This window comes from Pseudomonas vlassakiae, from assembly GCF_014269035.2.
In the GTDB taxonomy this organism is placed as follows: domain Bacteria; phylum Pseudomonadota; class Gammaproteobacteria; order Pseudomonadales; family Pseudomonadaceae; genus Aquipseudomonas; species Aquipseudomonas vlassakiae.
Genome location: NZ_JABWRP020000017.1, coordinates 111,333 through 136,288, shown reverse-complemented (window position 1 = coordinate 136,288; position 24,956 = coordinate 111,333). Strand labels below are relative to the sequence as shown.

23 protein-coding genes are annotated in these 24,956 nt (G+C 61.9%); 17 read left to right on the top strand and 6 right to left on the bottom strand.

Going from position 1 to position 24,956, the window contains the following annotated elements; all coding sequences use genetic code 11:
- Positions 1-157: 157 nt before the first annotated feature.
- Both xdhC and guaD read left to right on the top strand, forming a co-directional pair.
- Positions 158-1,003, top strand: a complete 846-nt coding sequence (gene xdhC, locus HU738_RS20780; RefSeq protein ID WP_186603296.1) for a xanthine dehydrogenase accessory protein XdhC — start codon at positions 158-160, stop codon at positions 1,001-1,003.
- 10 nt (positions 1,004-1,013) lie between these two features.
- The gene (guaD, locus tag HU738_RS20775; protein WP_186603295.1) at positions 1,014-2,318 is read left to right on the top strand and encodes a guanine deaminase; all 1,305 of its coding nucleotides are present in this window, start codon (positions 1,014-1,016) and stop codon (positions 2,316-2,318) included.
- On the opposite strand, the gene aqpZ is transcribed toward guaD, so the two are convergent.
- On the bottom strand, positions 2,315-3,013 hold the full coding sequence (aqpZ, locus tag HU738_RS20770; RefSeq protein WP_054884127.1) for an aquaporin Z: 699 nt from the start codon (positions 3,011-3,013) through the stop codon (positions 2,315-2,317). The two genes, guaD and aqpZ, sit on opposite strands and share 4 nt — an antisense overlap.
- A gap of 145 nt (positions 3,014-3,158) precedes the next feature.
- Complete coding sequence (locus tag HU738_RS20765) at positions 3,159-3,914, bottom strand: GntR family transcriptional regulator (RefSeq protein ID WP_110636686.1); 756 nt, start codon at positions 3,912-3,914, stop codon at positions 3,159-3,161.
- A 284-nt stretch (positions 3,915-4,198) separates the two neighbouring features.
- On the opposite strand from HU738_RS20765, the gene HU738_RS20760 reads away from it, so the two are divergent.
- Positions 4,199-5,548 (top strand): NCS2 family permease, encoded by a 1,350-nt coding sequence (locus tag HU738_RS20760; RefSeq protein WP_176510346.1) that lies wholly within the window; start codon positions 4,199-4,201, stop codon positions 5,546-5,548.
- A gap of 218 nt (positions 5,549-5,766) precedes the next feature.
- On the opposite strand, the gene uraH is transcribed toward HU738_RS20760, so the two are convergent.
- Positions 5,767-6,120: a hydroxyisourate hydrolase gene (gene uraH, locus HU738_RS20755; RefSeq protein WP_054884130.1), complete on the bottom strand. Its 354-nt coding sequence runs from the start codon at positions 6,118-6,120 to the stop codon at positions 5,767-5,769.
- Positions 6,121-6,496: 376 nt separating this feature from the next.
- Between uraH and puuE the strand changes: the two genes are divergently transcribed.
- The 7 genes from puuE (at position 6,497) to HU738_RS20720 (ending at position 13,480) form a co-directional block, all read left to right on the top strand.
- Positions 6,497-7,423 (top strand): allantoinase PuuE, encoded by a 927-nt coding sequence (puuE, locus tag HU738_RS20750; RefSeq protein ID WP_054884131.1) that lies wholly within the window; start codon positions 6,497-6,499, stop codon positions 7,421-7,423.
- Positions 7,423-7,938, top strand: a complete 516-nt coding sequence (gene uraD, locus HU738_RS20745; RefSeq protein ID WP_176510347.1) for a 2-oxo-4-hydroxy-4-carboxy-5-ureidoimidazoline decarboxylase — start codon at positions 7,423-7,425, stop codon at positions 7,936-7,938. Before puuE ends, uraD begins: the two co-directional genes overlap by 1 nt.
- A gap of 50 nt (positions 7,939-7,988) precedes the next feature.
- Positions 7,989-8,492 carry an ureidoglycolate lyase gene (locus HU738_RS20740; RefSeq protein WP_054884133.1) on the top strand — a complete coding sequence of 168 codons (504 nt, stop codon included), beginning with the start codon at positions 7,989-7,991 and terminating at the stop codon, positions 8,490-8,492.
- A 45-nt stretch (positions 8,493-8,537) separates the two neighbouring features.
- Entirely contained in the window at positions 8,538-9,866 is a 1,329-nt protein-coding gene (locus HU738_RS20735; protein ID WP_054884134.1) for a urate hydroxylase PuuD, read from the top strand.
- Positions 9,867-10,061: 195 nt separating this feature from the next.
- The gene (locus HU738_RS20730; protein ID WP_054884135.1) at positions 10,062-11,417 is read left to right on the top strand and encodes a nucleobase:cation symporter-2 family protein; all 1,356 of its coding nucleotides are present in this window, start codon (positions 10,062-10,064) and stop codon (positions 11,415-11,417) included.
- 144 nt (positions 11,418-11,561) lie between these two features.
- Positions 11,562-12,347, top strand: coding sequence for an outer membrane protein OmpK (locus HU738_RS20725; RefSeq protein ID WP_054884195.1), 786 nt, complete (start codon positions 11,562-11,564; stop codon positions 12,345-12,347).
- 350 nt (positions 12,348-12,697) lie between these two features.
- Positions 12,698-13,480 (top strand): outer membrane protein OmpK, encoded by a 783-nt coding sequence (locus HU738_RS20720; RefSeq protein ID WP_054884136.1) that lies wholly within the window; start codon positions 12,698-12,700, stop codon positions 13,478-13,480.
- A gap of 66 nt (positions 13,481-13,546) precedes the next feature.
- Here the strand turns inward: HU738_RS20720 and HU738_RS20715 are convergent, their stop codons facing one another.
- Complete coding sequence (locus HU738_RS20715) at positions 13,547-13,858, bottom strand: hypothetical protein (RefSeq protein ID WP_186603294.1); 312 nt, start codon at positions 13,856-13,858, stop codon at positions 13,547-13,549.
- Between the two features lie 150 nt (positions 13,859-14,008).
- Here HU738_RS20715 and HU738_RS20710 point away from each other — a divergent pair, with 150 nt between their 5' ends.
- Positions 14,009-15,952: an LTA synthase family protein gene (locus tag HU738_RS20710; protein ID WP_186603293.1), complete on the top strand. Its 1,944-nt coding sequence runs from the start codon at positions 14,009-14,011 to the stop codon at positions 15,950-15,952.
- A gap of 4 nt (positions 15,953-15,956) precedes the next feature.
- Here the strand turns inward: HU738_RS20710 and HU738_RS20705 are convergent, their stop codons facing one another.
- Complete coding sequence (locus HU738_RS20705; RefSeq protein WP_186603292.1) at positions 15,957-16,871, bottom strand: DUF808 domain-containing protein; 915 nt, start codon at positions 16,869-16,871, stop codon at positions 15,957-15,959.
- 132 nt (positions 16,872-17,003) lie between these two features.
- On the opposite strand from HU738_RS20705, the gene HU738_RS20700 reads away from it, so the two are divergent.
- On the top strand, positions 17,004-17,615 hold the full coding sequence (locus tag HU738_RS20700; protein ID WP_054884140.1) for a TetR/AcrR family transcriptional regulator: 612 nt from the start codon (positions 17,004-17,006) through the stop codon (positions 17,613-17,615).
- Positions 17,616-17,796: 181 nt separating this feature from the next.
- Here HU738_RS20700 and HU738_RS20695 read toward each other — a convergent pair whose 3' ends face one another.
- Positions 17,797-18,237 (bottom strand): GlcG/HbpS family heme-binding protein, encoded by a 441-nt coding sequence (locus tag HU738_RS20695; protein ID WP_186603291.1) that lies wholly within the window; start codon positions 18,235-18,237, stop codon positions 17,797-17,799.
- Positions 18,238-18,494: 257 nt separating this feature from the next.
- On the opposite strand from HU738_RS20695, the gene gcl reads away from it, so the two are divergent.
- The 5 genes from gcl to pyk all read left to right on the top strand — a co-directional run bounded on the left by gcl (position 18,495) and on the right by pyk (position 24,921).
- Positions 18,495-20,270 carry a glyoxylate carboligase gene (gcl, locus tag HU738_RS20690; RefSeq protein ID WP_054884142.1) on the top strand — a complete coding sequence of 592 codons (1,776 nt, stop codon included), beginning with the start codon at positions 18,495-18,497 and terminating at the stop codon, positions 20,268-20,270.
- Between the two features lie 54 nt (positions 20,271-20,324).
- Complete coding sequence (hyi, locus tag HU738_RS20685; RefSeq protein WP_186603290.1) at positions 20,325-21,107, top strand: hydroxypyruvate isomerase; 783 nt, start codon at positions 20,325-20,327, stop codon at positions 21,105-21,107.
- Between the two features lie 97 nt (positions 21,108-21,204).
- A complete protein-coding gene (locus HU738_RS20680; protein ID WP_176510460.1) occupies positions 21,205-22,098 on the top strand; it encodes a 2-hydroxy-3-oxopropionate reductase in 894 nt (297 codons plus the stop codon).
- Positions 22,099-22,234: 136 nt separating this feature from the next.
- A complete protein-coding gene (locus HU738_RS20675; protein WP_186603289.1) occupies positions 22,235-23,509 on the top strand; it encodes a glycerate kinase type-2 family protein in 1,275 nt (424 codons plus the stop codon).
- A complete protein-coding gene (gene pyk, locus HU738_RS20670; protein ID WP_186603288.1) occupies positions 23,506-24,921 on the top strand; it encodes a pyruvate kinase in 1,416 nt (471 codons plus the stop codon). Before HU738_RS20675 ends, pyk begins: the two co-directional genes overlap by 4 nt.
- Positions 24,922-24,956: the final 35 nt, after the last annotated feature.

Below are 24,956 nucleotides of genomic sequence, written 5' to 3'. Positions count from 1 at the left end.
TCTTTTGTGGGAGCGGCCTTGTGTCGCGAAAGGGTCGCGAAGCGGCCCCAGGATCTGTGCTGCAACATAGAGTTTTGGGGCTGCTGCGCAGCCCTTTCGCGACGCAAGGCCGCTTCCACAGAAAGCGGACCGGGTTGATCTGAGGAGGATCTGAATCATGCACCAATGGATCAACGCCCTCGCCGACCACCAGTCTCGTGGCGAAGCCTGCGTGCTGGTGACCATCATCGAGGAGCGCGGCTCGACCCCGCGCAACGCCGGTTCGAAGATGGTCGTCAGCGCCACAGGCCTGTTCGACACCATCGGCGGCGGCCACCTCGAATACAAGGCCCTGCACATCGCCCGGCAGATGCTGGAGGAGCACCGCAACACCCCGCACCTGGAGCGCTTCAGCCTCGGTGCCAGCCTCGGCCAGTGCTGCGGTGGCGCCACCGTGCTGCTGTTCGAGCCCATGGCTGCTGTACAGGCGCAGATCGCCGTGTTCGGCGCAGGCCATGTCGGCCGCGCTCTGGTACCCTTGCTCGCCGCGCTGCCCTGCCGGGTGCGCTGGATCGACTCGCGTGAACAGGAATTCCCCGAACTCATCCCCAACGGGGTGAGCAAGGTCGTCAGTGAGGAACCGGTCGACGAAGTCGCAGACCTGCCGCCGGGCAGCTACTGCATCGTCATGACCCACAACCACCAGCTCGACCTGGAACTGACCGCCGCCATTCTCAAGCGCAACGACTTCGCCTGGTTCGGCCTGATCGGCTCGAAGACCAAGCGGGTCAAGTTCGAGCACCGCCTGCGCGAGCGCGGCTACGACGATGCGCAGCTGGCTCGCATGCGCTGCCCGATGGGCCTGCCCGAGGTCAAGGGCAAGCTGCCGATCGAGATTGCCGTGTCCATCGCTGGCGAAATCATTGCCACCTACAACGCCTGCTTCGGCCAGCACGACGCTGCCGCCAATGCCGGCCCCATTGCCCAGTTGCTGCCGCCCTCCCGGCGCAGCCAAGCCATTTGACGAGTATGTTATGACCGTGACCCGCAAAGCCTACCGTGCCGCCATCCTGCACAGCATCGCCGACCCGGCCGAGGTAGGCCTGGACGCTTCCCATGAGTATTTCGAGGATGGCCTGCTGGTGATCGACGATGGCCGCATCAGCGCCGTCGGCCCAGCCAGCGAGCTGCTGCCGAGCCTGGCAGCCGACATCGAAGTGGTGCATTACCAGGACGCGCTGATCACCCCAGGCTTTATCGATACCCATATCCACTTCCCGCAGACCGGCATGATCGGCTCCTACGGCGAGCAACTGCTGGACTGGCTCAATACCTACACTTTCCCTTGCGAAAAGCAGTTCGCCGACAAGGATCACGCCGACAAGGTGGCGAAGATCTTCCTCAAGGAACTGCTGCGCAACGGCACCACCACTGCCCTGGTGTTCGGCAGCGTGCACCCGCAGTCGGTCAATGCCCTGTTCGAAGAAGCCGAGCGCCTGGACCTGCGGATGGTTGCCGGCAAGGTGATGATGGACCGCAACGCCCCGGACTACCTGACCGACACCGCCGAGTCCGGCTACACCGAGAGCAAGCAGCTGATCGAGCGCTGGCACGGCAAGGGCCGCCTGCACTACGCCGTGACCCCACGCTTCGCCCCGACCAGTACGCCGGAGCAGCTGACCCTGGCCGGGCAGTTGCTCAAGGAGTACCCGGGCCTGTACCTGCACACCCACCTGTCCGAGAACCTCAAGGAAATCGACTGGGTGAAAGCGCTGTTCCCCGAGCAGAAGGGCTACCTGGACGTCTACGACCACTTCGAGCTGCTCAGCGAGCGCTCGGTGTTCGCCCATGGCGTGCACCTGTGCGACAGCGAATGCCAGCGCCTGGCCGAAACCGGTTCGGCCGTGGCTTTCTGCCCGACCTCCAACCTGTTCCTCGGCAGCGGCCTGTTCAACCTGCCCCAGGCTGAGCGTTTCAAGGTCAACGTGGGCCTGGGCACCGACGTCGGCGCCGGCACCAGCTTCTCGCTGCTAAACACCTTGAACGAGGCCTACAAAGTGATGCAGCTGCAAGGCGCGCGCCTGCACCCGTTCAAATCGCTGTACCTGGCCACCCTCGGTGGCGCTCGCGCCTTGAGCCTGGACGACCGTATCGGCAGCCTGCGCCCAGGCAACGATGCCGACTTCGTGGTGCTCGACTACAAGGCCACGCCGCTGCTGGACTACCGCATTCAGCAGTCCAACAGCATCGAGGAAACCCTGTTCGTGCTGACCACCCTGGGCGACGACCGCACCGTACGCGAAACCTACGCCGCCGGGCGTTGCGTGCATCAGCGCTAAGGCTCTTTCGCCAGGCCCCGGTACAGCGCGCCGCCGATCGCAGCCCCGATCAGCGGCGCCACCCAGAACAGCCACAGCTGCTGCAGGGCCCAACCACCGACGAACAGGGCCGGCCCCGTGCTGCGCGCGGGGTTGACCGAGGTATTGGTCACCGGGATCGAGATCAGGTGGATCAGGGTCAGGGCCAGGCCGATGGCAATCGGCGCGAAGCCTGCCGGGGCGCGCGCATCGGTGGCCCCCATGATCACCACCAGGAACATGGCGGTCATCACCACTTCACTGATGAAGCCCGCGCCCAGTGTGTAGCCACCGGGCGAATGGTCGGCGTAGCCGTTGGAGGCAAGGCCCGAGGACAGCTCGAAGCCGGCCTTGCCGCTGGCGATCAGGTAGATGACGCCCGCAGCAAGGATGGCACCGATCACCTGGGCAATCACGTAGGGCAACAGCTCTTTGGCTGGGAAGCGGCCACCGACCACCAGCCCGAACGACACGGCGGGGTTGAGATGACAACCGGAGATATGACCGATGGCGAAGGCCATGGTCAGTACAGTGAGACCGAAGGCGAAGGCGACACCGAGCACACCGATGCCGACCGGAGAACTGGCTGCGAGTACGGCACTGCCACAACCACCCAGAACCAACCAGAAGGTGCCGACCAGTTCGGCCCCCATCCGTGTACCCAGAGACATGGTCATCGACCTATCCTCAAGAAGTGGAACGCAATGGATGCGCAAGCCCAACTGCTTGATGAAGGTTTGCTCACAAGAATTTAGCAGAGGTTTGGCTATTGGCCAGTAACCAAGCAGGGCCGCAGAGCGGCCCTTTCAATCTTGGACAGGATCAGCCCTTGGCCGACACCTTTGGTTTCTTCAGCAGGTGCGAGAACACCGCGTGCAGGTCGTCCGAGGCGCTTTCCTCGTCAAGGTTCAGCTTGCTGTCGATGTGGTCCATGTGGTGCATCATCAAGCTGACTGCCTGCTCGGCATCACGCGCTTCGATGGCATCGATCAGCTGCATGTGCTCGTCATACGAGCAATGCGAACGGGTACCGGTTTCGTACTGGGCAATGATCAGCGAGGTCTGTGAGACCAGGCTGCGCTGGAAGCTCACCAAGGGTGCATTGCCAGCTGCCTCGGCCAGCTTGAGGTGGAACTCGCCGGAAAGGCGGATACCGGCACCGCGGTCGCCACGGGAGAAGCTGTCACGCTCCTCGCGCACCATCTGGCGCAGTTCGTTGAGTTGCTCAAGGGTGGCATGCTGCACCGCCAGCTCGGTGATGGCACGTTCGACCATGCGCCGCGAGAAGAACACCTGGCGGGCCTCTTCCACCGTCGGGCTGGCCACCACCGCACCGCGATTGGGCCGCAGCAGCACCACGCTTTCGTGGGCAAGGCGCGACAGGGCGCGGCGGATGATGGTGCGGCTGACGCCAAAGATCTCGCCCAGCGCTTCCTCGCTCAACTTGGTGCCCGGCGCCAATCGCTGCTCGAGGATAGCCTCGAAGATATGCGCGTAGACGATGTCGTCCTGGGTACCACTGCGGCCGGCCTTGCCAGTGCGCGCAGGTTTTTTCAGAGGTTGCAGCTGTTCGTTCATGGGCTCTCGAGGCACGAAGAGAAAGTATGGCGCCATTGTACACAGGCTGAGGCGATTCCGCAGGGGGCGTTTTACCTATATAGCCGTTGTACGACGCATTGCGCGCACAAAACATAAAACATTATTTGCATTCTTTGTACACAAAAGCATAATCCACCGAGCAACTTCTTGACCCGTAAGTCAACAAACGCGTCAGACGTCTGCCTTCCCTCGAGGAGCCACCAAGTGCATTGCTCAGGACCCTGGCTCCCACAACAACAAGAAAGACTTGAGGAGTACTCGCTGTGGAAAGCCGCAAATCCGAAGCCCCTACGCTGGATCTCGCGCCACCGCTCGAAACGAGTTGGCTGGAGCGGATTTTCAAACTCAAGCAACACGGCAGCACCGTCAAAACCGAACTGATCGCCGGGGTGACCACCTTTATCACCATGGCCTACATCATTTTCGTCAACCCCAACATCATGGCCGACGCCGGCATCGACCACGGTGCCGCCTTCGTCGCCACCTGCATCGCCGCCGCGCTGGGCTGCCTGCTGATGGGCCTGTACGCCAACTGGCCGGTGGGCCTGGCGCCGGGCATGGGGCTGAACGCCTTCTTTACCTACACCGTGGTCGGCACCATGGGCTACAACTGGGAAACCGCGCTGGGGGCCGTGTTCGTCTCCGGTGTGCTGTTCATGTTCCTGACCTTGTCCCGCGTGCGCGAGTGGCTGCTCAACAGCATCCCGGTGAGCCTGCGCCATGCCATGGGGGCCGGCGTCGGATTGTTTCTCGGGCTGATCGGCCTGAAGACGGCCGGCATCATCGTTGATAGCCCGGCCACCCTGATCAAGCTGGGCTCGCTGCATGAACCAGGGCCACTGCTGGCCGCGCTGTGCTTCCTGCTGATTGCCATCCTCAGCTACAAGCGGGTATTCGGTGCGATCCTGATCAGCATCATCGGCGTCACCGTGGCGGGCTGGGGCCTGGGCCTGGTCAAGTTCGGCGGGGTGATGTCGATGCCGCCGAGCCTGGCACCGACCTGGATGGCCATGGATGTTGCAGGCGTGTTCAACGTCAGCATGATCAGCGTGGTGCTGGCGTTCCTGTTCGTGCACATGTTCGACACCGCCGGCACCTTGATGGGCGTGGCCCAGCGGGCCAACCTGGTGGCACCGGACGGGCGCATCGAGAACCTGTCGCGGGCGCTGAAGGCCGATAGTGCGTCGAGCGTGTTTGGCGCGGTGGTCGGCGTACCACCGGTAACGAGCTATGTAGAGAGCGCTGCTGGTGTGGCTGCGGGTGGCCGAACCGGCTTGACGGCTGTGGTGGTGGGCATTCTGTTCGTGGCGGCGATGTTCTTCGCGCCACTGGCCGGCATGATTCCGGCTTACGCAACTGCCGGTGCGCTGATCTATGTGGCGATGCTGATGATGGGCAGCATGGCGCACATTCATTGGGACGAAGCCACCGACAGCATTCCAGCGATCGTCACGGTGATCATGATGCCGCTGACCTTTTCGGTAGCCGATGGTATTGCCCTGGGCTTCATCAGCTACGTGGCGTTGAAGGCGGGTACCGGCAAGTACAAGGAAATCTCCGCCAGCCTGTGGGTGCTGTGCGCGATCTTCATTGCCAAGTTCGTGTTCCTCTGACTCTCACCGCACCAACCAAGGGCGCTTCGGCGCCCTTTCTTCATTCACTCTGATCCTGCCTCTTCGCGGGCGCCCCCTTCCAAGGGCAGCGCAGATCCTGTGGGAGCGGGTTCTTCCGCGAGGAGGCCGGTGCAGGCATTACAAAAACAGCAGACGAAAAAAAGCCCGCCAGTGTGAGAGCGGGCCAAAGGACCTACGAAGATTCTTCTAGCGACCAACTAGCTTCCGCGATAGGTCGAATAGCTGTACGGCGAGATCAGCAGCGGCACGTGGTAGTGCTCCTGCTTTTCATCGATGCCGAACCGCAGCACGACAACATCCAAAAACGCTGTGTCCGGCAGCTGCACGCCGCGAGCACGGTAGTAGGCGCCAGCACTGAACTGCAGCTGGTAGACGCCGGTACGGTAATCGTCACCTTGCAGCAGCGGGGCGTCGACGCGGCCGTCGCTGTTGGTCAGGGCAGTGTTCACCAGCTCCAGCTGCTGGCCTTCGACGCGGTACAGCTCGACCTTGATCGAGCTGCCTGGGCAGCCATGTGCGGCATCCAGTACGTGTGTGGTCAAACGTCCCATCTGCTTGTCGCCTCTTGTTCACTCTATGGGCAAAAAATACACAGCCAACGCCCCGGCATAGGGCCTGCGATGTGCGGGAATGACGCCATTAAGACATTTCACCGTCAGATTGTACACAATTTTTTAATCCCTTCTGTCGCAGCCCCGGCAAACCAGCCATCAGTAGCAAATACAGGCGCTGTGCAGAGCCTAATGTCATTAACTGACCAAACAGGCAGGTTTCTTGCAACGCATTCCCATGCGACAAAAGGGAAGAAATGCGGAAAAACAGGCTTACAAAAGATTTCAGAAGTTGTATACAATCAGCCCATCCGGTGGTGCGACATCCCGACGCGGCCCGCCCACCCCGCACCAACACACAAGAAGGAAGACTGCAGTGAGCGCTGACTATCCTCGCGACCTGATCGGTTACGGCAACAACCCTCCTCACCCGCAATGGCCGGGCAACGCTCGCATCGCGCTGTCTTTCGTCCTCAATTACGAGGAAGGTGGCGAACGCAACATTCTGCACGGTGACAAAGAGTCCGAAGCCTTCCTCTCCGAAATGGTCGCTGCCCAGCCGTTGCAGGGCCAGCGCAACATGAGCATGGAATCGCTGTACGAGTACGGCAGCCGCGCCGGCGTCTGGCGCCTGCTCAAGCTGTTCAAGGACAGTGGGGTACCGCTGACCATCTTCGCCGTGGCCATGGCCGCCCAGCGCCACCCCGATGTGATTCGCGCCATGGCCGAAGCCGGCCACGAGATCTGCAGCCACGGCTACCGCTGGATCGACTACCAGAACATGGACGAGGCCCAGGAGCGCGAGCACATGCTCGAAGCCATCCGCATCCTCACCGAAATCACCGGCGAGCGCCCTCTGGGCTGGTACACCGGCCGCACCGGCCCGAACACCCGCCGGCTGGTCATGGAGGAAGGTGGCTTCCTTTATGACAGCGACACCTATGACGACGACCTGCCGTACTGGGAGCCGAACAACCCGACCGGCAAGCCGCACCTGGTGATCCCGTACACCCTGGACACCAACGACATGCGCTTCACCCAGGTACAGGGTTTCAACTGCGGCGAGCAGTTCTTCCAGTACCTGAAGGACGCCTTCGACGTGCTGTACGCCGAAGGCGCCGAAGCGCCGAAGATGCTGTCCATCGGCCTGCACTGCCGGCTGGTCGGCCGCCCGGCGCGCCTGGCTGCGCTCAAGCGCTTCGTCGACTACGCCAAGAGCCACGACCAGGTCTGGTTCGCCCGCCGCGTGGACATCGCCCGCCACTGGCACGCAACCCACCCGTACAAGAAAGAGAACGCCTGATGACCGCCTTCAAGACCCTCAAGCCCTCCACGCTGTCCCGTGATGCCTTCGTCGCGGCGTTCGCCGATATCTATGAGCACTCGCCATGGGTCGCCGAAAAAGCCTACGACCTGGGCCAGTTGGGCGAACTGGACGAGATCGAGGCGCTGCACCAGCGCATGAGCGACATCCTGCTCAGCGCCAACCACGCTGATCAGCTGGCGCTGATCAACGCTCACCCGGACCTGGCCGGCAAGGCCGCCATCCAGGGCGAGCTGACCGAATCGAGCACCAATGAGCAGGCCGGCGCCGGTATCCACCAGTGCACCGCCGAAGAGTTCGCCCGTTTCACCGAGCTGAATGACGCCTACAAAGCCAAGTTCCAGTTCCCGTTCATCATGGCAGTGAAAGGCAGCAACCGGCACCAGATCCTCGCCTCCTTCGAGAAACGCATCCATAACGATGCCGATGCCGAATTCAAGGAAGCCCTGGCGCAGATCAACCTGATCGCCCTGTTCCGCCTGTTGCAGCTGTAAGCAACCGCCGAACCTTATTCAGCACATCGAACAATAGAAGAGATATCCGCATGCGCACCCTGATGATCGAGCCCCTGACCAAAGAAGCCTTCGCCGAATTCGGAGACGTGATCGAAACCGATGGCAGCGATCACTTCATGATCAACAACGGCTCGACCATGCGCTTTCACAAGCTCGCCACGGTCGAGACCGCCGAGCCCGAAGACAAGGCGATCATCAGCATCTTCCGCGCCGACGCGCAGGACATGCCGCTGACCGTGCGCATGCTGGAACGCCATCCGCTGGGCAGCCAGGCTTTCATCCCGCTGCTCGGCAACCCCTTTCTGATCGTGGTCGCGCCCGTTGGCGATGCACCTGTATCAGGCTTGGTCCGAGCCTTCCGTAGTAACGGCAGGCAGGGCGTTAATTACCATCGCGGCGTCTGGCACCACCCGGTGCTGACGATCGAAAAGCGGGATGACTTCCTGGTGGTTGATCGCAGCGGTTCTGGCAACAACTGCGATGAGCATTACTTCACCGAGGAACAGATGCTGATCCTCAATCCCCACCAATAAGAAAAGGTCGGTCATCGTTCACGGTGATCGGCAGAGGTACATACTGTGGAAGCACACCTTCACGAATGGCTGAACCTGAGCATTCGCTGGGTTCACATGATCACCGGCGTGGCCTGGATCGGTGCATCGTTCTACTTCGTCTGGCTGGAGAACCACCTGAACCGAAGCAACCCGCGCGATGGGTTGTCGGGTGATCTCTGGGCAATTCACGGCGGTGGTATCTACCACCTGGAGAAATACAAGCTCGCCCCCCCGAAAATGCCCGAGAACCTGCACTGGTTCAAATGGGAAGCCTACTTCACCTGGATGTCCGGTATCGCCCTGCTGTGCGTGGTGTTCTACTGGAACCCGAGCCTGTACCTGCTGGCACCCGGCAGCACCCTGAGCGGTGCCGAAGGCGTGGCCATCGGTATCGGTTCGCTGGTCGCCGGCTGGTTCATCTACGACTTCCTGTGCGACTCGCCGCTGGGCAAGCACCCTGCCCTGCTCGGCGCCGTGCTGTTCGTCCTGATCATTGCCGCCTGCTTCGGCTTCAGCCTGGTGTTCAGCGGCCGTGGTGCGTACCTGCACACCGGCGCGATCATCGGCACCATCATGGTCGGCAACGTGTTCCGCATCATCATGCCGGCCCAGCGCCAGCTGGTAGCGGCGATCGAGAACAACCAGACACCGGACCCGGTACTGCCGGCCAAGGGCCTGCTGCGCTCGCGTCACAACAACTACTTCACCCTGCCGGTGCTGTTCATCATGATCAGCAACCACTTCCCGAGCACCTACGGTAGCCAGTACAACTGGCTGATCCTGGCCGGTATCGCAGTAGCCGCGGTTCTGATCCGCCACTACTTCAACACCCGTCACGACAGCAACAAGTACGCCTGGACCCTGCCGGTCGGTGCCCTGGCGATGATCTGCCTGGCCTACGTCACCGGTCCCAAGCCGATGGCCGTCAGCCCTGAGCAGGCCGCAGCGAAGGTCGAGTACCAGCCACTGCCAGCCACCGCCGTCGGGGGCAAGACCGCCGCCGAACTGCGTGCCGAGGAAGCCGCCAAGGCCGCCGAAGCGCCAGCCGCACCCGCCGAGGCCCCGGCCCAGGCAACGGCTCAGGCCGCCGGTGGCGACTTTGAGAAGATCCATAAGGTCATTCAGGAACGCTGCAGCGTGTGCCACTCGTCGAAACCGACCAGCCCACTGTTCAGCGCAGCACCGGCCGGCGTGATGTTCGACACTCCGCAGCAGATCCAGGCCCAGGCCGCGCGCATTCAGGCGCAAGCGGTCGCCAGCCAGATCATGCCGCTGGGCAACATCACCCAGATGACCGCCGAAGAGCGCAAGCTCGTCGGTGACTGGATCGCCAAAGGCGCTCAGGTCAACTGATCCATCGGGCACCCCGCTCTCGCTGTGGGAGTGGCTTGCCCGCGAAGAGGCCGGTAAATCCGGCCTCCGCTTCAAGACATACGCAACAAGCAAGCATCGAGCGTTCGACTGCTGGCGGGAAACCCGGGCTGCCTTGGCCCGCCGCTTGCGATCGGCGCTTGGATCCGAGAATAAAAACAAAACTCGAGGTGCTGCATGTCCGAGTCACGCAAGGCGTACATCCCAGTTGCGCCGCCGCGACAGCCTCTGCCCCTGTTCCAACTGATCCTGGTTGGCCTGCAACATGTGTTGCTGATGTACGGGGGGGCGATCGCCGTCCCTCTGATCATCGGCCAGGCCGCAGGTTTGTCCCGTGAAGAAGTTGCTTTCCTGATCAACGCCGACCTGTTGGTGGCCGGTGTCGCTACCATCATCCAGTCGTTCGGTATCGGCCCGGTGGGGATCCGCATGCCGGTGATGATGGGTGCCAGTTTTGCTGCCGTCGGCAGCATGGTGGCCATGGCCGGCATGCCGGGCGTCGGCCTGCAAGGGATCTTCGGCGCGACCATCGCTGCCGGGTTCTTCGGCATGCTGATCGCGCCGTTCATGTCCAAGGTCGTACGCTTCTTCCCGCCCCTGGTCACCGGTACGGTGATCACCTCGATTGGCCTGTCGCTGTTCCCCGTAGCGGTCAACTGGGCCGGTGGTGGCCAGGACGCCACCACCTTCGGTTCGCCGATCTACCTGCTGGTGGCTGGCCTGGTGCTGGCAGTCATCCTGTTGATCAACCGCTTCATGCGCGGCTTCTGGGTCAACGTGTCGGTGCTGGTGGGCATGGGCCTTGGCTACATCCTGGCCGGCTCCATCGGCATGGTCGACCTGTCGGGCCTGGGCGACACGCCGTGGCTGCAAGTGGTGACGCCACTGCACTTCGGCATGCCGACCTTCAGCCTGGCGCCGATCCTGTCGATGTGCCTGGTGGTGGTGATCATCTTCGTCGAGTCGACGGGCATGTTCCTCGCCCTGGGCAAGGTGACAGACCGTGAAGTAACACCAGGCATGCTGCGCCGCGGCCTGTTGTGCGATGCCGGTGCGTCGTTCGTCGCCGGTTTCTTCAACACCTTCACCCACTCATCGTTCGCCCAGAACATCGGCCTGGTGCAGATGACTGGCGTGCGTTGCCGTTACGTCACGGTAATGGCCGGTGCCCTGCTGATCATGCTCAGCCTGCTGCCCAAGGCGGCCTTCCTGATCGCCTCGATCCCGCCTGCAGTGCTGGGCGGCGCGTCCATCGCCATGTTCGGCATGGTCACCGCCACCGGGATCAAGATCCTCCAGGAAGCCGACATCGGCGACCGCCGCAACCAGCTGCTGGTGGCGGTGAGCGTCGGCTTTGGCCTGATCCCCGTGGTCAAGCCGGAGTTCTTCGCGCAAATGCCGCAGTGGATGGAACCCATCACCCACAGCGGGATCGCCATGGCCACGGTCAGTGCCCTGGTGCTCAACGTGCTGTTCAACATCCTGGGTGGTGCCGAGCGCGCCGTGCATAACGACGCCTGCCACCAGCATTGAGCCCTGAGCGGGGCGGCGCAGTGTGCCGCCCCTGCTCACATTCCGTAGTAACCGTTTCACCGTCGGCCCGCCGGAATGGGCCGCTCGGGGCGCCTGCGCGCCGAATAAACCGCCAACAAAAACAATAAGTCCGGGAATCACGACATGAAGCGCATCGCATCAAGCCTGCTGCTGGGCAGCAGCCTGCTGGCCACCCTCCCCGCCCATGCAGGCGATTGGCTGCTGTGGCACGGCGAAAGCCTGACCTACCTGTATGGCAAGGATTTCAAGGTCAACCCGAGCATCCAGCAGACCGTCACCTTCGAGCATGCCAACAAATGGAAGTACGGCGACACGTTCATGTTCGTCGACAAGATCTTCTACAACGGCAAACCCGACCCCGGCAAAGGCGTGACCACCTACTACGGTGAGTTCAGCCCGCGCCTGTCGTTCGGCAAGATCTTCGACCAGAAGCTCGCCTTCGGCCCGGTCAAGGACGTGCTGCTGGCCATGACCTACGAACGCGGCGAAGGCGACAACGAGGCCTACCTGATCGGCCCCGGCTTCGACCTGGACATTCCCGGCTTCAACTACTTCACCCTGAATTTCTATGTGCGCAACACCGAAGGCAGCCGCCCCGGTGACAACGTCTGGCAGATTACCCCCGGCTGGTCCTACACCATCCCTGTGGGCAAATCCGACATTCTGATCGACGGTTACATGGACTGGGTCACCGACAACGACCAGAACAAACGTGGCACCTACCATGCCAACCTGCACTTCAACCCGCAGGTCAAGTATGACCTGGGCAAGGCCCTGAATATCGGTGCCAAACAGCTCTACGTCGGCTTCGAATACAGCTACTGGAAAGACAAGTACGGCATCGACAGCCGCGGCAATCTGGACAGTAATCAAAGTGTCGCCAGCGCGCTGATCAAAGTACACTTCTGAAAATCTGACCAAACGCCCAAGTTTGAATCACCGTGCTCCAGGACGGAGCACTTGAGGCGCGGCGCGCAAGCCAGTAATCTGCGCGCCCCCTCGATCACGGCACAATGGATTGTGCCGGCGTTTACTGACCGCTCAGTCAATGAATTCGGGCGGTTGGCCGACGTGTTGCCAGCCTGGAATACCCATTTTCATCCGTTCAGAACGAGTCGAGCAGGAAGGTAGCAGCTAACCCCGAAAAGTTGGCGCAGCTCTTGCCAAACAGTTGTGGCCAATCGAAAAAAGCTGACTCAAAAGACAAAAAAGCGCCGACGAGCGCTGACAACAGATCAATCAAGGGAGCGACACTCGCAATGCGTACCATCAACAGCCTGATTCTCGCGGGCGGCCTGCTGGCCTGCGGCACCACCTTCGCCGGCGACCTGCTGCAGTGGCAGAACAACAGCCTGACCTACCTGTGGGGCAAGAACTTCAAGGTCAACCCAGAGATCCAGCAAACCTTCACCTTCGAGCATGCCGATGGCTGGAAGTACGGCGACAACTTCTTCTTCGTCGACAAGATTTTCTACCAGGGCAAGAAGGACGCCAACAACGGCCCCAACAGCTACTACGGCGAATTCAGCCCGCGCCTGTCGTTTGGCAAGATTTTCGACCAGAAGCTTGAGTTCGGCCCGGTCAAGGACGTGCTGCTGGCCGCGACCTACGAGTTTGGTGAGGGTGACGTCGAGTCGTACCTGATCGGCCCGGGCTTCGACCTGAACATTCCGGGCTTCGACTATTTCCAGCTCAACTTCTACAACCGCATGCCTGAAGGCAGCCGCGCGGGTAACAATGTCTGGCAGATCACTCCGGTCTGGTCCTACACCATTCCGGTCGGTGACTCCGATGTGCTGATCGACGGTTTCATGGACTGGGTCGTCGACAACGACGAGAACCGTCACGGTACTTATCACGCCAACCTGCACTTCAACCCGCAGATCAAGTACGACCTGGGCAAGGCCCTGCACCTGGGCGAGAAGCAGCTGTATGTCGGTGTCGAATACGATTACTGGAAAGACAAGTACGGCATCAAGGACAGTGATGGCTTCACCACCGACCAGAACACCATGAGTTTCCTGGTGAAAGTGCACTTCTGATCGGCTGAAACGTGACCGCGCCGTTACCTGGCGGCGCCGTCATATTCCTGATTTGTAAGCTTTAACTTACAATCTTTTCAGCACTGTCTTACTTAAAATAGAAATTGCCTTACAGGTCAGAAAAATTCCCACCGGCAGCACGATTCCAAATACCAGCAATACCAACTCCACGTGGTGGTGCGGTATGACCCTGGAGATATCCAGTACCAGCACTATCGACTTGATCGCCAAGACCAATCCGAGCATCGCGCAACACTTCCAGAGCCCCTGAACGTCCGCGCCGCGCAGCACGAGGCCAAGCCCCAGCCCCCCCCAGGCAAGCGCTGTGAGCAGGTACAGGGCCAGGTGATAGGCGTCGTAAGTCAGCACACCGAACATGTGATTTCCTTCCCACCAACTCTGAAATCGCAAGTTACGACTATAAAGCCATCGCCTTCGCCTGCACGGGGAATTTTTGACAATATTTTTGCAATTTTTCTACTAAACTAGTTGGCCTCGCACACCCAAGAAAGAAAACAGGCCAACTAGATGCGTACTCCCCTACCTGCGCCCTGGCGCTATCTGCTGTTGCTTTGCTCAACCTGGTTCGGCATCTTCCTGCTGACACGCTTGTTATTGCTGTTCACTCATATGAATGAGTTCAGCGGCAACTATTTTTCGATCTTCTTTGAAGGGGCGATCTACGACCTGAGCTTCCTCATCTACACAGCATTGCCGCTGGGCCTGTACCTGGCGCTGTGCCCAAACAGATTGTGGCGCTCACGTGCCCACCATTGGCTGCTTGGCGGCTTGCTGGCGGTCAGCCTGTTCGTGATGCTGTTCGTTGCCGTGGCCGAGTGGCTGTTCTGGGACGAATTCGGCGTACGCTTCAACTTCATCGCTGTCGACTACCTGGTCTATTCCAAGGAAGTGCTGGACAACATCCGCGAGTCCTACCCACTGCCCGCATTGCTCAGCGGCATCGCGGTGGCTGCGGTCCTGCTTGCCCTGGTGTTGCGCAAGCCATTGGCCCAAGCCCTCGCCGGCCCCGCCGCCACCTCGCGCCAGCGCATGTCCGGGCTGGCTGTGCTGGCCGTACTGGTCGGCCTGAACATCGTGGTGATCGACCAGCAGTTCCCACGCGGCCAGGGCGGCAATGCCTATCAGCGCGAGCTGGCCAGCAACGGCCCGTACCAGTTCTTCGCCGCCTTCCGTAACAACGAACTGGACTACACCCAGTTCTACGTCAGCCTCGGTGCCGGCGAAGTCGGCGCGCAGATGCACCAGGAGCTGGCCGAACCCCATGCACAGTTCCAGGGCCAGGAACCCCAGGACATCCGCCGCCACATCACTGCCAACGGTGAGCAGCGCACGCCCAACATCATCCTGGTGACCATCGAAAGCTTCAGCGCCAAGTACATGGGCAGCAACGGTGATGCACGCAACCTCACGCCGAACCTCGATGCCCTGCGCCGCGAGAGCCTGTACTTCAACAATTTCTATGCAACTGGCACCCGTACCGACCGCGGCCTGGAAGCCATCACCCTGTCGATCCCGCCTACCCCGGGCCGCTCGATCGTCAAGCGCATCGGCCGCGAAAGCGGCTACGCCAGTCTTGGCCAGCAACTGACCGCCAAAGGCTATGACGCAGTATTCGTCTACGGCGGGCGCGGCTACTTCGACAACATGAATGCGTTTTTCAGCGGCAACGGCTACCGCATCGTCGACCAGAGCAGCGTCGATGAAAGCGAAATCAGTTTCAAGAATGCCTGGGGCATGGCCGACGAGGACCTGTACCGGCAGACCCTCAAGCTGGCCGATGCCGATTACGCCCGGCAGAAGCCGTTCTTCCTGCAGCTGATGACCACTTCGAACCACCGCCCCTACACCTACCCGGACGGCCGCATCGACATTCCGTCAGGCGACGGCCGCGAAGGCGCGGTGAAGTACACCGACCATGCCATCGCTCAGTTCCTCAAGGAAGCCAAGGGCAAGCCATGGTTCGACAACACCTTGTTCGTGTTTGTCGCCGACCACACGGCCGGCAGTGCCGGGGTCGAGGACCTGCCGGTGAACAACTACCAGATCCCGCTGTGGATCTATGCGCCAAAAATGATCGAGCCCCGCGAAGACAGCAAGCTGGCCAGCCAGATCGACCTGGCCCCGACCCTGCTGGGCCTGCTTAACTTCGACTACACCTCGACCTTCTTCGGCCGCGACCTGCTCAAGCAAGATGACCTGCCACCACGGGTGCTGATCGGCAACTACCAGCACCTGGGGCTGTTCGACGGCAACGACCTGGCCATTCTCAGCCCGCGTGGCGGCATGCGTGTGCATGAAGACGCGCTTGGCAAGAGCCGGGAAACCACGGTTGCCAGCGACAACCCGCTGATCCGCCGGGCAATCGCCTATTACCAGAGTGCGGCCTACGGCTTCAGCCAGGGCCTGCTGGCCTGGAAACCCGAAGAGCAAGGCATCGCTGCCGGCAAGTGAGCCCTCATGTGGCGGGCCGCAACGCCCGCCACAGTTTACCCGCAACAGCCACCACCGCCAGCACCACACCCCCGGCCAGCACACCGGCCAGGCCGTTGAGCAAACCGCTGGTCAGCGACCCACCGCGCCCCTCGCTGAAGGCCTCGATCGCATGATGCAGGGGCACCACGCCGTGTACCAGAATCCCGCCGCCGACCAGGAACATCGCCGCAGTACCGATCACCGAGAGGCTCTTCATCATGTAGGGCGCGGCTCGCAGGATGCCATTGCCGATCGAACGAGACAGCGCTGAAGACTTCTGGGTCATCCACAGTCCCAGGTCGTCAAGCTTGACGATCCCACCCACCAGGCCATACACACCGATGGTCATGACCACCGCGATGCCCGACAGCACGATGATTTGCTGCGTCAGCGGCGTGTCGGCGACGATACCCAGGGTAATGGCGATGATTTCGGCGGAGAGGATGAAGTCGGTACGCACCGCGCCCTTGACCTTGGCTTTCTCGAACGCTACGAGGTCGACAGCGGCATCGGCCACAGCCTCCTTGCGTGCCTCGTGATGCAGTTCGTCCTCTTCCTTGCTGTGCAGAAACTTGTGCGCCAGCTTCTCGAAGCCTTCGAAGCACAGGTAGGCGCCGCCAAGCATCAGCAGTGGCGTCACCGCCCAAGGGATGAACGCGCTGATCAACAGCGCCGCCGGCACCAGAATCGCCTTGTTCACCAACGAGCCCTTGGCCACCGCCCAAACCACCGGAAGCTCGCGATCGGCGCGCACACCGGTAACCTGCTGGGCATTGAGGGCCAGGTCGTCGCCCAGCACGCCTGCGGTCTTCTTCGCCGCAACCTTGGTCATCACCGACACATCGTCGAGCACCGTGGCGATATCGTCGATCAGTACCAGTAAACTGCTTCCTGCCATTTTTTTTTGCATCCGAATGAGTCGATTTGCCGGATTCTAGCCCAAAGCCCCTGCCTTGAGCGCCCGTCGGGCGCGGTGCTACCATGCCCGATCCCTCTTAGAGGTGGCCAGACACGAGGAAGATCCCTGACCATGAGCACCATTCGCGAGCGCAACAAGGAACTGATCCTGCGCGCAGCCAGTGAAGAATTCGCCGACAAGGGCTTCGCCGCCACCAAGACCAGTGACATCGCCGCCAAGGCCGGCCTGCCCAAGCCGAACGTGTATTACTACTTCAAATCCAAGGACAACCTCTACCGCGAGGTCCTGGAGAGCATCATCGCGCCGATCATGCAGGCATCGACGCCGTTCAACGCCGACGGTGATCCGAAAGAAGTATTGAGTGCGTACATCCGCTCGAAGATCCGCATTTCGCGTGACCTGCCCCATGCCTCGAAGGTGTTCGCCAGCGAAATCATGCATGGCGCACCGCACCTGTCGCCAAGCCAGGTGGAACAGTTGAACGAGCAAGCCCGGCACAACATCGAGTGCATCCAGCGCTGGATTGACCGCGGGCAGATCGCCCATGTCGATGCCCACCACCTGATGTTCAGCATCTGGGCCGCGACCCAGACCTATGCCGATTTCGATTGGCAGATTTCGGCGGTGACCGGCAAGGCCAGGCTGGCCGACAGCGATTACGATGCTGCGGCCGATACCATCATTCGCATGGTGCTCAAGGGCTGTGAGCCTGAGGCAGCCTGAAAGACGGCGCTGGATTCATCGCGGATAAATCCGCTCCTACAAGAATCACCACAGCCTGTAGGTGCGGATTTATCCGCAATATGCCCCAGCAGGCCTGTAGGAGCGGATTCATCCGCGATACGCCCGAGCAGGCCTGTAGGAGCGGATTTATCCGCGATACGCCGGAACAGGCAGCAGAGAATTAAGCCGCTACCCCCGCATCCGCCTTCAGCCCCAGCTCTTCGATCGCACTGATCGCGCATTGCTCGTCGATATCCGATGTATCGCCGCTGATCCCCACAGCGCCCAGCACCTTGCCATCCTGATCACGAATCAGCACACCACCCGGCGCCGGCACCACCGGCCGCTCGCCCAAGCCGTTCAACGCGGCGAAAAACGCCGGCCGTTGCTGCGCATCCAGCGCCAGCAGGCGCGAGCCCTTGCCCAGGGCAATCGCACCCCAGGCCTTGCCGGTGGCCACTTCCGGGCGAATCAAGCTGGCGCCGTCCTCGCGCTGCAAGGCCAGCAGGTGCCCGCCAGCATCCAGCACGGCCACGGTCAGGGGTGCGGCATTGATCGTGCGGCCCGCCGCCAACGCGGCGTTCACCAGGCTGACAGCGACTTTCAGGTTCAAAGCGTTCATGGAAAGGTCCTCTTCTTGTTGTGAGAAGCCCTGAGGGCAGGTGAAAAATCGATGAGCCAATAGAACACAACTGGACTATTTTTTGTATACAATAAATTGAAACGATCGTATGCGAGACCGCAAACCCCCGTTTTCACGGGCGCTCGAACGAAAGGGATCGTGTCCGACGAAAACCCGTTGACCTGAGCGGCCAGCCATGAATACACTCTGGCACAAAGCAAGTTGTATACAATTACAAAATCAATGAGGCACAAACCATGAGCAAAATGAGAGCAATCGATGCAGCCGTTCTGGTCATGCGCCGTGAAGGTGTAGATACCGCGTTCGGCATCCCGGGGGCTGCCATCAACCCGCTGTATTCGGCCCTGAAGAAAGTCGGTGGCATCGATCACGTCCTCGCTCGTCACGTCGAAGGCGCCTCGCACATGGCCGAGGGCTACACCCGGGCCAACCCAGGCAACATCGGCGTGTGCATCGGTACCTCCGGCCCAGCCGGCACCGACATGGTCACCGGCCTGTACAGCGCCTCGGCCGACTCCATCCCGATCCTTTGCATCACTGGCCAGGCACCCCGTGCCCGCCTGCACAAGGAAGACTTCCAGGCGGTCGATATCACCAATATCGTCAAGCCAGTCACCAAATGGGCCACCACCGTTCTGGAGCCGGGCCAAGTGCCCTACGCCTTCCAGAAGGCCTTCTATGAAATGCGCACCGGCCGCCCAGGCCCGGTGCTGATCGACCTGCCGTTCGACGTGCAGATGGCCGAAATCGAATTCGACATCGACGCCTACGAGCCACTGGCAATCAACAAGCCGTCCGCCACCCGCGTACAGGCCGAAAAAGCCCTGGCCCTGCTCAATGACGCCGAGCGCCCGCTGCTGGTAGCCGGTGGTGGCATCATCAATGCCGACGCCAGCGACAAGCTGGTCGAGTTCGCCGAACTGACCGGCGTACCGGTAATCCCGACCCTGATGGGCTGGGGCACCATCCCCGACGACCACGCACAGATGGTCGGCATGGTCGGCCTGCAGACCTCGCACCGCTACGGCAACGCCACCCTGCTGAAATCCGACCTGGTGTTCGGTATCGGTAACCGCTGGGCCAACCGCCACACCGGTTCCGTCGACGTCTACACCGAAGGCCGCAAGTTCGTGCACGTGGACATCGAACCGACCCAGATTGGCCGCGTGTTCACGCCGGACCTGGGTATCGTTTCCGACGCTGGCAAGGCCCTGGACGTGTTCCTCGAAGTGGCCCGCGAATGGAAAGCCGCTGGCAAGCTGAAGTGCCGCAAGGCCTGGCTGGAAGACTGCCAGCAGCGCAAGGCGAGCCTGCAGCGCAAGACCCACTTCGACAACGTGCCGGTCAAGCCGCAGCGCGTGTACGAAGAGATGAACCAGGTGTTCGGCAAGGACACCTGCTACGTCAGCACCATCGGCCTGTCGCAGATTGCCGGTGCGCAGTTCCTGCACGTGTACAAGCCACGCCACTGGATCAACTGCGGCCAGGCCGGCCCGCTGGGCTGGACCATCCCTGCCGCGCTGGGCGTGGTCAAAGCCGATCCAAAGCGCAAGGTGGTCGCGCTGTCGGGTGACTATGACTTCCAGTTCATGATCGAAGAACTGGCCGTCGGTGCGCAATTCAACCTGCCGTACGTCCACGTGCTGGTGAACAACGCCTACCTGGGCCTGATCCGTCAGGCACAGCGTGGCTTCGACATGGATTACTGTGTACAACTGGCGTTCGAGAACATCAACTCGACCGACGCTGCCACCTACGGTGTCGACCACGTCGCCGTGGTCGAAGGCCTGGGCTGCAAGGCCATCCGTGTGTTCGAGCCGGCTGAGATCGCCCCAGCCCTGCTCAAGGCACAGAAGATGGCCGAAGAGTTCCGCGTACCGGTCGTGGTCGAAGTGATCCTCGAACGTGTGACCAACATTTCCATGGGCACCGAGATCAATGCGGTCAACGAGTTCGAAGACCTGGCCCTGGTCGGTAACGACGCGCCAACCGCCATCTCGCTGCTGGACTGATCGCCTGACGCCCCCAGGCTTGCCCCGGGGGCCTTCATCGCAAGGAGACAACCCATGCCTCGCTTCGCTGCCAACCTGTCCATGCTGTTCACCGAACAGGACTTCCTGGCCCGCTTCAAGGCTGCCGCCGACGCTGGTTTCAGCGGTGTCGAATACCTCTTCCCATACGATTTCAGTGCTGCCGAAATCAAGCAGCAACTGGACGCCAATGGCCTGACTCAGGTGCTGTTCAACCTGCCGGCCGGCGATTGGTCGAAAGGTGAGCGTGGTATCACCTGCCACCCAGACCGCGTCGAAGAGTTCCGCGCCGGCGTAGACAAGGCCATCGAATACGCCAAGGTCCTGGGAAACACCCAGGTCAACGCCCTGGCCGGCATTCGTCCACAAGGCCTGCAGTGCGCCGACGTGCGCAAGACCTTCGTGGAAAACCTGCGCTACGCCGCCGACAAGCTGAAAGCTGCCGGGATACGCCTGGTCATGGAAATGATCAACACCCGCGACATCCCTGGCTTCTACCTGAACACCACGAAACAGGCGCTGGAAATCCAGGCCGAAGTCGGCAGCGACAACCTGTTCCTGCAATACGACATCTACCACATGCAGATCATGGAAGGTGACCTGGCTCGCACCATGGAAGCCAACCTGAAACTGATCAACCACATCCAGCTGGCCGATAACCCGGGCCGCAACGAACCCGGCACCGGCGAGATCAACTACCGCTTCCTCTTCGAGCACCTGGACCGCATCGGCTACCAAGGCTGGGTGGGCGCGGAATACAAGCCGCTGACCACCACCGAAGCGGGCCTGGGCTGGCTGAAAACGCACAACGCAATCTGAGGACCAAGCGACAGCCTCTGTGGGACACCCGCTCCCACAAAGCGCCTGCACCGCTTGCTCAATCGAGATTCAACAAATACAAAAGAGGTAATTTCTCATGGCTAAAATCGGTTTCCTCGGCACTGGCATCATGGGCAAGCCCATGGCGCAGAACCTGCAGAAAGCAGGCCACAGCATCTTCGTTTCCACCCACCACGACGCGGCACCGGCCGACCTGATCGCCGCTGGCGCCGTGGCCCTGGCCAACCCGAAGGAAGTGGCCCAGGAAGCCGAGTTCATCATCATCATGGTGCCGGATACCCCACAGGTCGAAAGCGTCCTGTTCGGTGAAAACGGCGTCGCCGAAGGCGTGGGCCCGAACAAGGTGGTGATCGACATGAGTTCGATCTCCCCTACCGCCACCAAAGCCTTCGCCGAGAAGATCAAGGCCACTGGCGCTGCCTACCTGGACGCCCCAGTGTCCGGCGGCGAAGTCGGGGCCAAGGCCGCGACCCTGAGCATCATGGTCGGCGGCTGCCCGAAAGCCTTCGAGCGCACCCTGCCGCTGTTCGAAGCCATGGGCAAGAACATCACCCGCGTCGGTGGCAACGGTGACGGCCAGACCGCCAAGGTTGCCAACCAGATCATCGTCGCCCTGAACATCCAGGCCGTTGCCGAAGCCCTGCTGTTCGCCGCCAAGAACGGCGCCGACCCAGCCAAGGTGCGTGAAGCGCTGATGGGCGGCTTCGCGTCGTCGAAGATCCTCGAAGTGCACGCCGAGCGCATGATCAAAGGCACTTTCGACCCAGGTTTCCGCATCAACCTGCACCAGAAGGACCTCAACCTGGCCCTGCAAGGCGCCAAGGAACTGGGCATCAACCTGCCCAACACCTCCAATGCCCAGCAAGTGTTCAACACCTGCCAGGCCCTGGGCGGCGGCAACTGGGACCACTCGGCGCTGATCAAAGGCCTGGAGCACATGGCCAACTTCTCGATCCGCGACGACAAGTAAGACGTCCACACCCTTGAGCCTGCGACCACAGGCTCGAGCGTGACCCCGAGCAACACCCGCCCCTGGTTCGGCCTGCACGGAGGCAGTTCCAGGGGCGTTTTTGATTCTGCAGAACAACAATAAATGGGAGCCTGCCATGTCGGTCGATCCGCAAAAACTTCTCCGCGACCTGTTCGACACAGCCATCGCCGCCGCCCACCCACGTCAGGTGCTCGAACCCTACCTGCCCGCCGACCGTAGCGGCCGGGTCATCGTCATCGGCGCCGGCAAGGCCGCAGCCGCCATGGCCGAAGTGGTCGAAAAAAGCTGGCAAGGCGACGTCTCCGGGCTGGTCGTGACCCGCTACGGTCACGGCGCCAACTGCCAGAAGATCGAGGTGGTCGAAGCCGCTCACCCGGTCCCCGACGCCGCCGGCCTGGCCGTGGCCAAGCGCGTGCTGGAGCTGGTCAGCAACCTCAATGAAGACGACCGCGTCATCTTCCTGCTGTCCGGCGGTGGGTCCGCCCTGCTGGCACTGCCAGCCGCAGGCCTGACCCTGGCTGACAAGCAACAGATCAACAAGGCGCTGCTCAAATCCGGCGCCACCATCGGCGAGATGAACTGCGTGCGCAAGCACCTCTCGGCGATCAAGGGCGGCCGCCTGGCCAAGGCCTGCTGGCCTGCCACCGTCTACACCTATGCCATTTCCGACGTGCCTGGCGACCTGGCCACCGTCATCGCCTCCGGCCCGACCGTGGCCGACCCGAGCACCTCGGCCGATGCCCTGGCAATCCTCAAGCGCTACGACATCGAAGCGCCGAAAGCCGTCATCGACTGGCTCAACAACCCCGCTTCGGAAACCGTCAAGGCCGATGACCCGGCTTTGGCCCGCAGCCACTTCCAGCTGATCGCCAAACCGCAGCAGTCGCTCGAAACCGCGGCGGTCAAAGCCCGCCAGGCCGGCTTCAGCCCGTTGATCCTCGGTGACCTGGAAGGTGAATCGCGCGAAGTGGCCAAGGTGCACGCCGGCATTGCCCGGCAGATCGTGCTGCACGGCCAGCCGCTGAAGGCGCCCTGCGTGATCCTCTCGGGCGGTGAAACCACCGTCACCGTGCGCGGCAATGGCCGTGGCGGGCGTAATGCCGAGTTCCTGCTCAGCCTCACCGAAAGCCTCAAAGGCCTGCCCGGCGTGTATGCCCTGGCCGGTGATACCGACGGCATCGACGGTTCAGAGGAAAATGCCGGCGCCTACATGACCCCGAGCAGCTACGCACGCGCCGAAGCCCTGGGTCTGTCGGCCAGCGATGAGCTGGACAACAACAACGGCTATGGCTACTTCGCCGCGCTCGATGCCCTGATCGTCACCGAGCCGACCCGTACCAACGTCAACGACTTCCGCGCCATCCTGATCCTCGAGACTGCCCAACCATGACGCCTGATAAAAAAGTAAAGATCCTCGCCACCCTCGGCCCTGCGATCAAAGGCATCGACGATATTCGCCAGCTGGTCGAAGCCGGGGTGAACATCTTCCGCCTCAACTTCAGCCACGGCGAACACGCCGACCACGCCCTGCGTTACCAGTGGATCCGCGAGGTCGAACAACAGCTCAATTACCCACTGGGCATCCTCATGGACCTGCAAGGGCCAAAGCTGCGCGTCGGCCGCTTCGCTGACGGCAAGGTCCAGCTGCAGCGCGGCCAGGCCCTGCGCCTGGACCTGGACAAGGCCCCAGGTGACAGCCGCCGGGTCAACCTGCCCCACCCGGAAATCATCGCGGCGCTGGAGCCGGGCATGGACCTGCTGCTCGACGACGGCAAGCTGCGCCTGCGGGTAACCGCCAAGCACGCAGACGCCATCGATACCGAAGTGCTCAACGGTGGCGAGCTGTCCGACCGCAAGGGCGTCAACGTGCCGCAAGCGGTGCTCGACCTCTCCCCGCTCACCGAGAAAGACCGCCGCGACCTGGCCTTCGGCCTGGAGCTGGGTGTGGACTGTGTGGCCCTGTCGTTCGTGCAGCGCCCGGAAGACATCGTCGAAGCGCGCCAGCTGATCGGTGACCGCGCCTACCTGATGGCCAAGATCGAGAAGCCATCGGCCGTCGAACAACTGCAAGCCATCGCGGAACTGGCCGATGCGATCATGGTGGCCCGAGGCGACCTGGGCGTGGAAGTGCCGGCCGAAAGCGTGCCGCAGATCCAGAAGCGCATCATCGGCACCTGCCGCCAGCTGGGCAAACCGGTGGTGGTGGCCACCCAGATGCTCGAATCCATGCGCTTCTCGCCAGCGCCGACCCGTGCCGAAGTCACCGACGTGGCCAATGCGGTGGCCGAAGGCGCCGATGCGGTGATGTTGTCGGCGGAGACCGCCTCCGGTGACTACCCGCTGGAAGCCGTGCAGATGATGAGCAAGATCATCCGCCAGGTGGAGAACGGCCCGGACTACCAGGCCCAGCTCGACGTCGGCCGGCCAAAGGCCGAGGCCACAGTGTCGGACGCCATCAGCTGCGCGATCCGCCGTATCAGCGGCATCCTGCCGGTGGCGGTGCTGGTCAACTACAGCGAGTCAGGCGCATCGACCCTGCGTGCCGCGCGTGAGCGGCCACGGGCGCCGATCCTCAACCTGACGCCGAACCTGGCCACTGCCCGCCGCCTGAGCGTGGCATGGGGCGTGCACTCGGTGGTCAACGACCGCCTGCGCCAGGTCGACGAGGTGGTGTCCACCGCCCTGGAGATCGCCCAGGCGCAAGGCATGGCCAGCCGTGGCGACACGCTGCTGATCACTGCCGGTGTGCCTTTCGGCAAGCCGGGTTCGACTAATACCTTGCGGATCGAGACCCTGGTCTGAGATCGCCGGGGGCGCTCTGCGCCCCTATCGCGACA

What these genes read in the sequence shown, in the direction of transcription:
- pyk (WP_186603288.1), top strand. Translation starts at nt 23,506, where the DNA reads ATGACGCCTGATAAAAAAGTAAAGATCCTCGCCACCCTCGGCCCTGCG.
- uraD (WP_176510347.1), top strand. Translation starts at nt 7,423, where the DNA reads ATGACCGCCTTCAAGACCCTCAAGCCCTCCACGCTGTCCCGTGATGCC.
- HU738_RS20720 (WP_054884136.1), top strand. Translation starts at nt 12,698, where the DNA reads ATGCGTACCATCAACAGCCTGATTCTCGCGGGCGGCCTGCTGGCCTGC.
- aqpZ (WP_054884127.1), bottom strand. Translation starts at nt 3,013, where the DNA reads ATGACCATGTCTCTGGGTACACGGATGGGGGCCGAACTGGTCGGCACC.
- HU738_RS20740 (WP_054884133.1), top strand. Translation starts at nt 7,989, where the DNA reads ATGCGCACCCTGATGATCGAGCCCCTGACCAAAGAAGCCTTCGCCGAA.
- HU738_RS20715 (WP_186603294.1), bottom strand. Translation starts at nt 13,858, where the DNA reads ATGTTCGGTGTGCTGACTTACGACGCCTATCACCTGGCCCTGTACCTG.
- gcl (WP_054884142.1), top strand. Translation starts at nt 18,495, where the DNA reads ATGAGCAAAATGAGAGCAATCGATGCAGCCGTTCTGGTCATGCGCCGT.
- HU738_RS20765 (WP_110636686.1), bottom strand. Translation starts at nt 3,914, where the DNA reads ATGAACGAACAGCTGCAACCTCTGAAAAAACCTGCGCGCACTGGCAAG.
- hyi (WP_186603290.1), top strand. Translation starts at nt 20,325, where the DNA reads ATGCCTCGCTTCGCTGCCAACCTGTCCATGCTGTTCACCGAACAGGAC.
- HU738_RS20730 (WP_054884135.1), top strand. Translation starts at nt 10,062, where the DNA reads ATGTCCGAGTCACGCAAGGCGTACATCCCAGTTGCGCCGCCGCGACAG.
- xdhC (WP_186603296.1), top strand. Translation starts at nt 158, where the DNA reads ATGCACCAATGGATCAACGCCCTCGCCGACCACCAGTCTCGTGGCGAA.
- uraH (WP_054884130.1), bottom strand. Translation starts at nt 6,120, where the DNA reads ATGGGACGTTTGACCACACACGTACTGGATGCCGCACATGGCTGCCCA.
- guaD (WP_186603295.1), top strand. Translation starts at nt 1,014, where the DNA reads ATGACCGTGACCCGCAAAGCCTACCGTGCCGCCATCCTGCACAGCATC.
- HU738_RS20700 (WP_054884140.1), top strand. Translation starts at nt 17,004, where the DNA reads ATGAGCACCATTCGCGAGCGCAACAAGGAACTGATCCTGCGCGCAGCC.
- HU738_RS20705 (WP_186603292.1), bottom strand. Translation starts at nt 16,871, where the DNA reads ATGGCAGGAAGCAGTTTACTGGTACTGATCGACGATATCGCCACGGTG.
- HU738_RS20675 (WP_186603289.1), top strand. Translation starts at nt 22,235, where the DNA reads ATGTCGGTCGATCCGCAAAAACTTCTCCGCGACCTGTTCGACACAGCC.
- HU738_RS20680 (WP_176510460.1), top strand. Translation starts at nt 21,205, where the DNA reads ATGGCTAAAATCGGTTTCCTCGGCACTGGCATCATGGGCAAGCCCATG.
- HU738_RS20710 (WP_186603293.1), top strand. Translation starts at nt 14,009, where the DNA reads ATGCGTACTCCCCTACCTGCGCCCTGGCGCTATCTGCTGTTGCTTTGC.
- HU738_RS20695 (WP_186603291.1), bottom strand. Translation starts at nt 18,237, where the DNA reads ATGAACGCTTTGAACCTGAAAGTCGCTGTCAGCCTGGTGAACGCCGCG.
- HU738_RS20725 (WP_054884195.1), top strand. Translation starts at nt 11,562, where the DNA reads ATGAAGCGCATCGCATCAAGCCTGCTGCTGGGCAGCAGCCTGCTGGCC.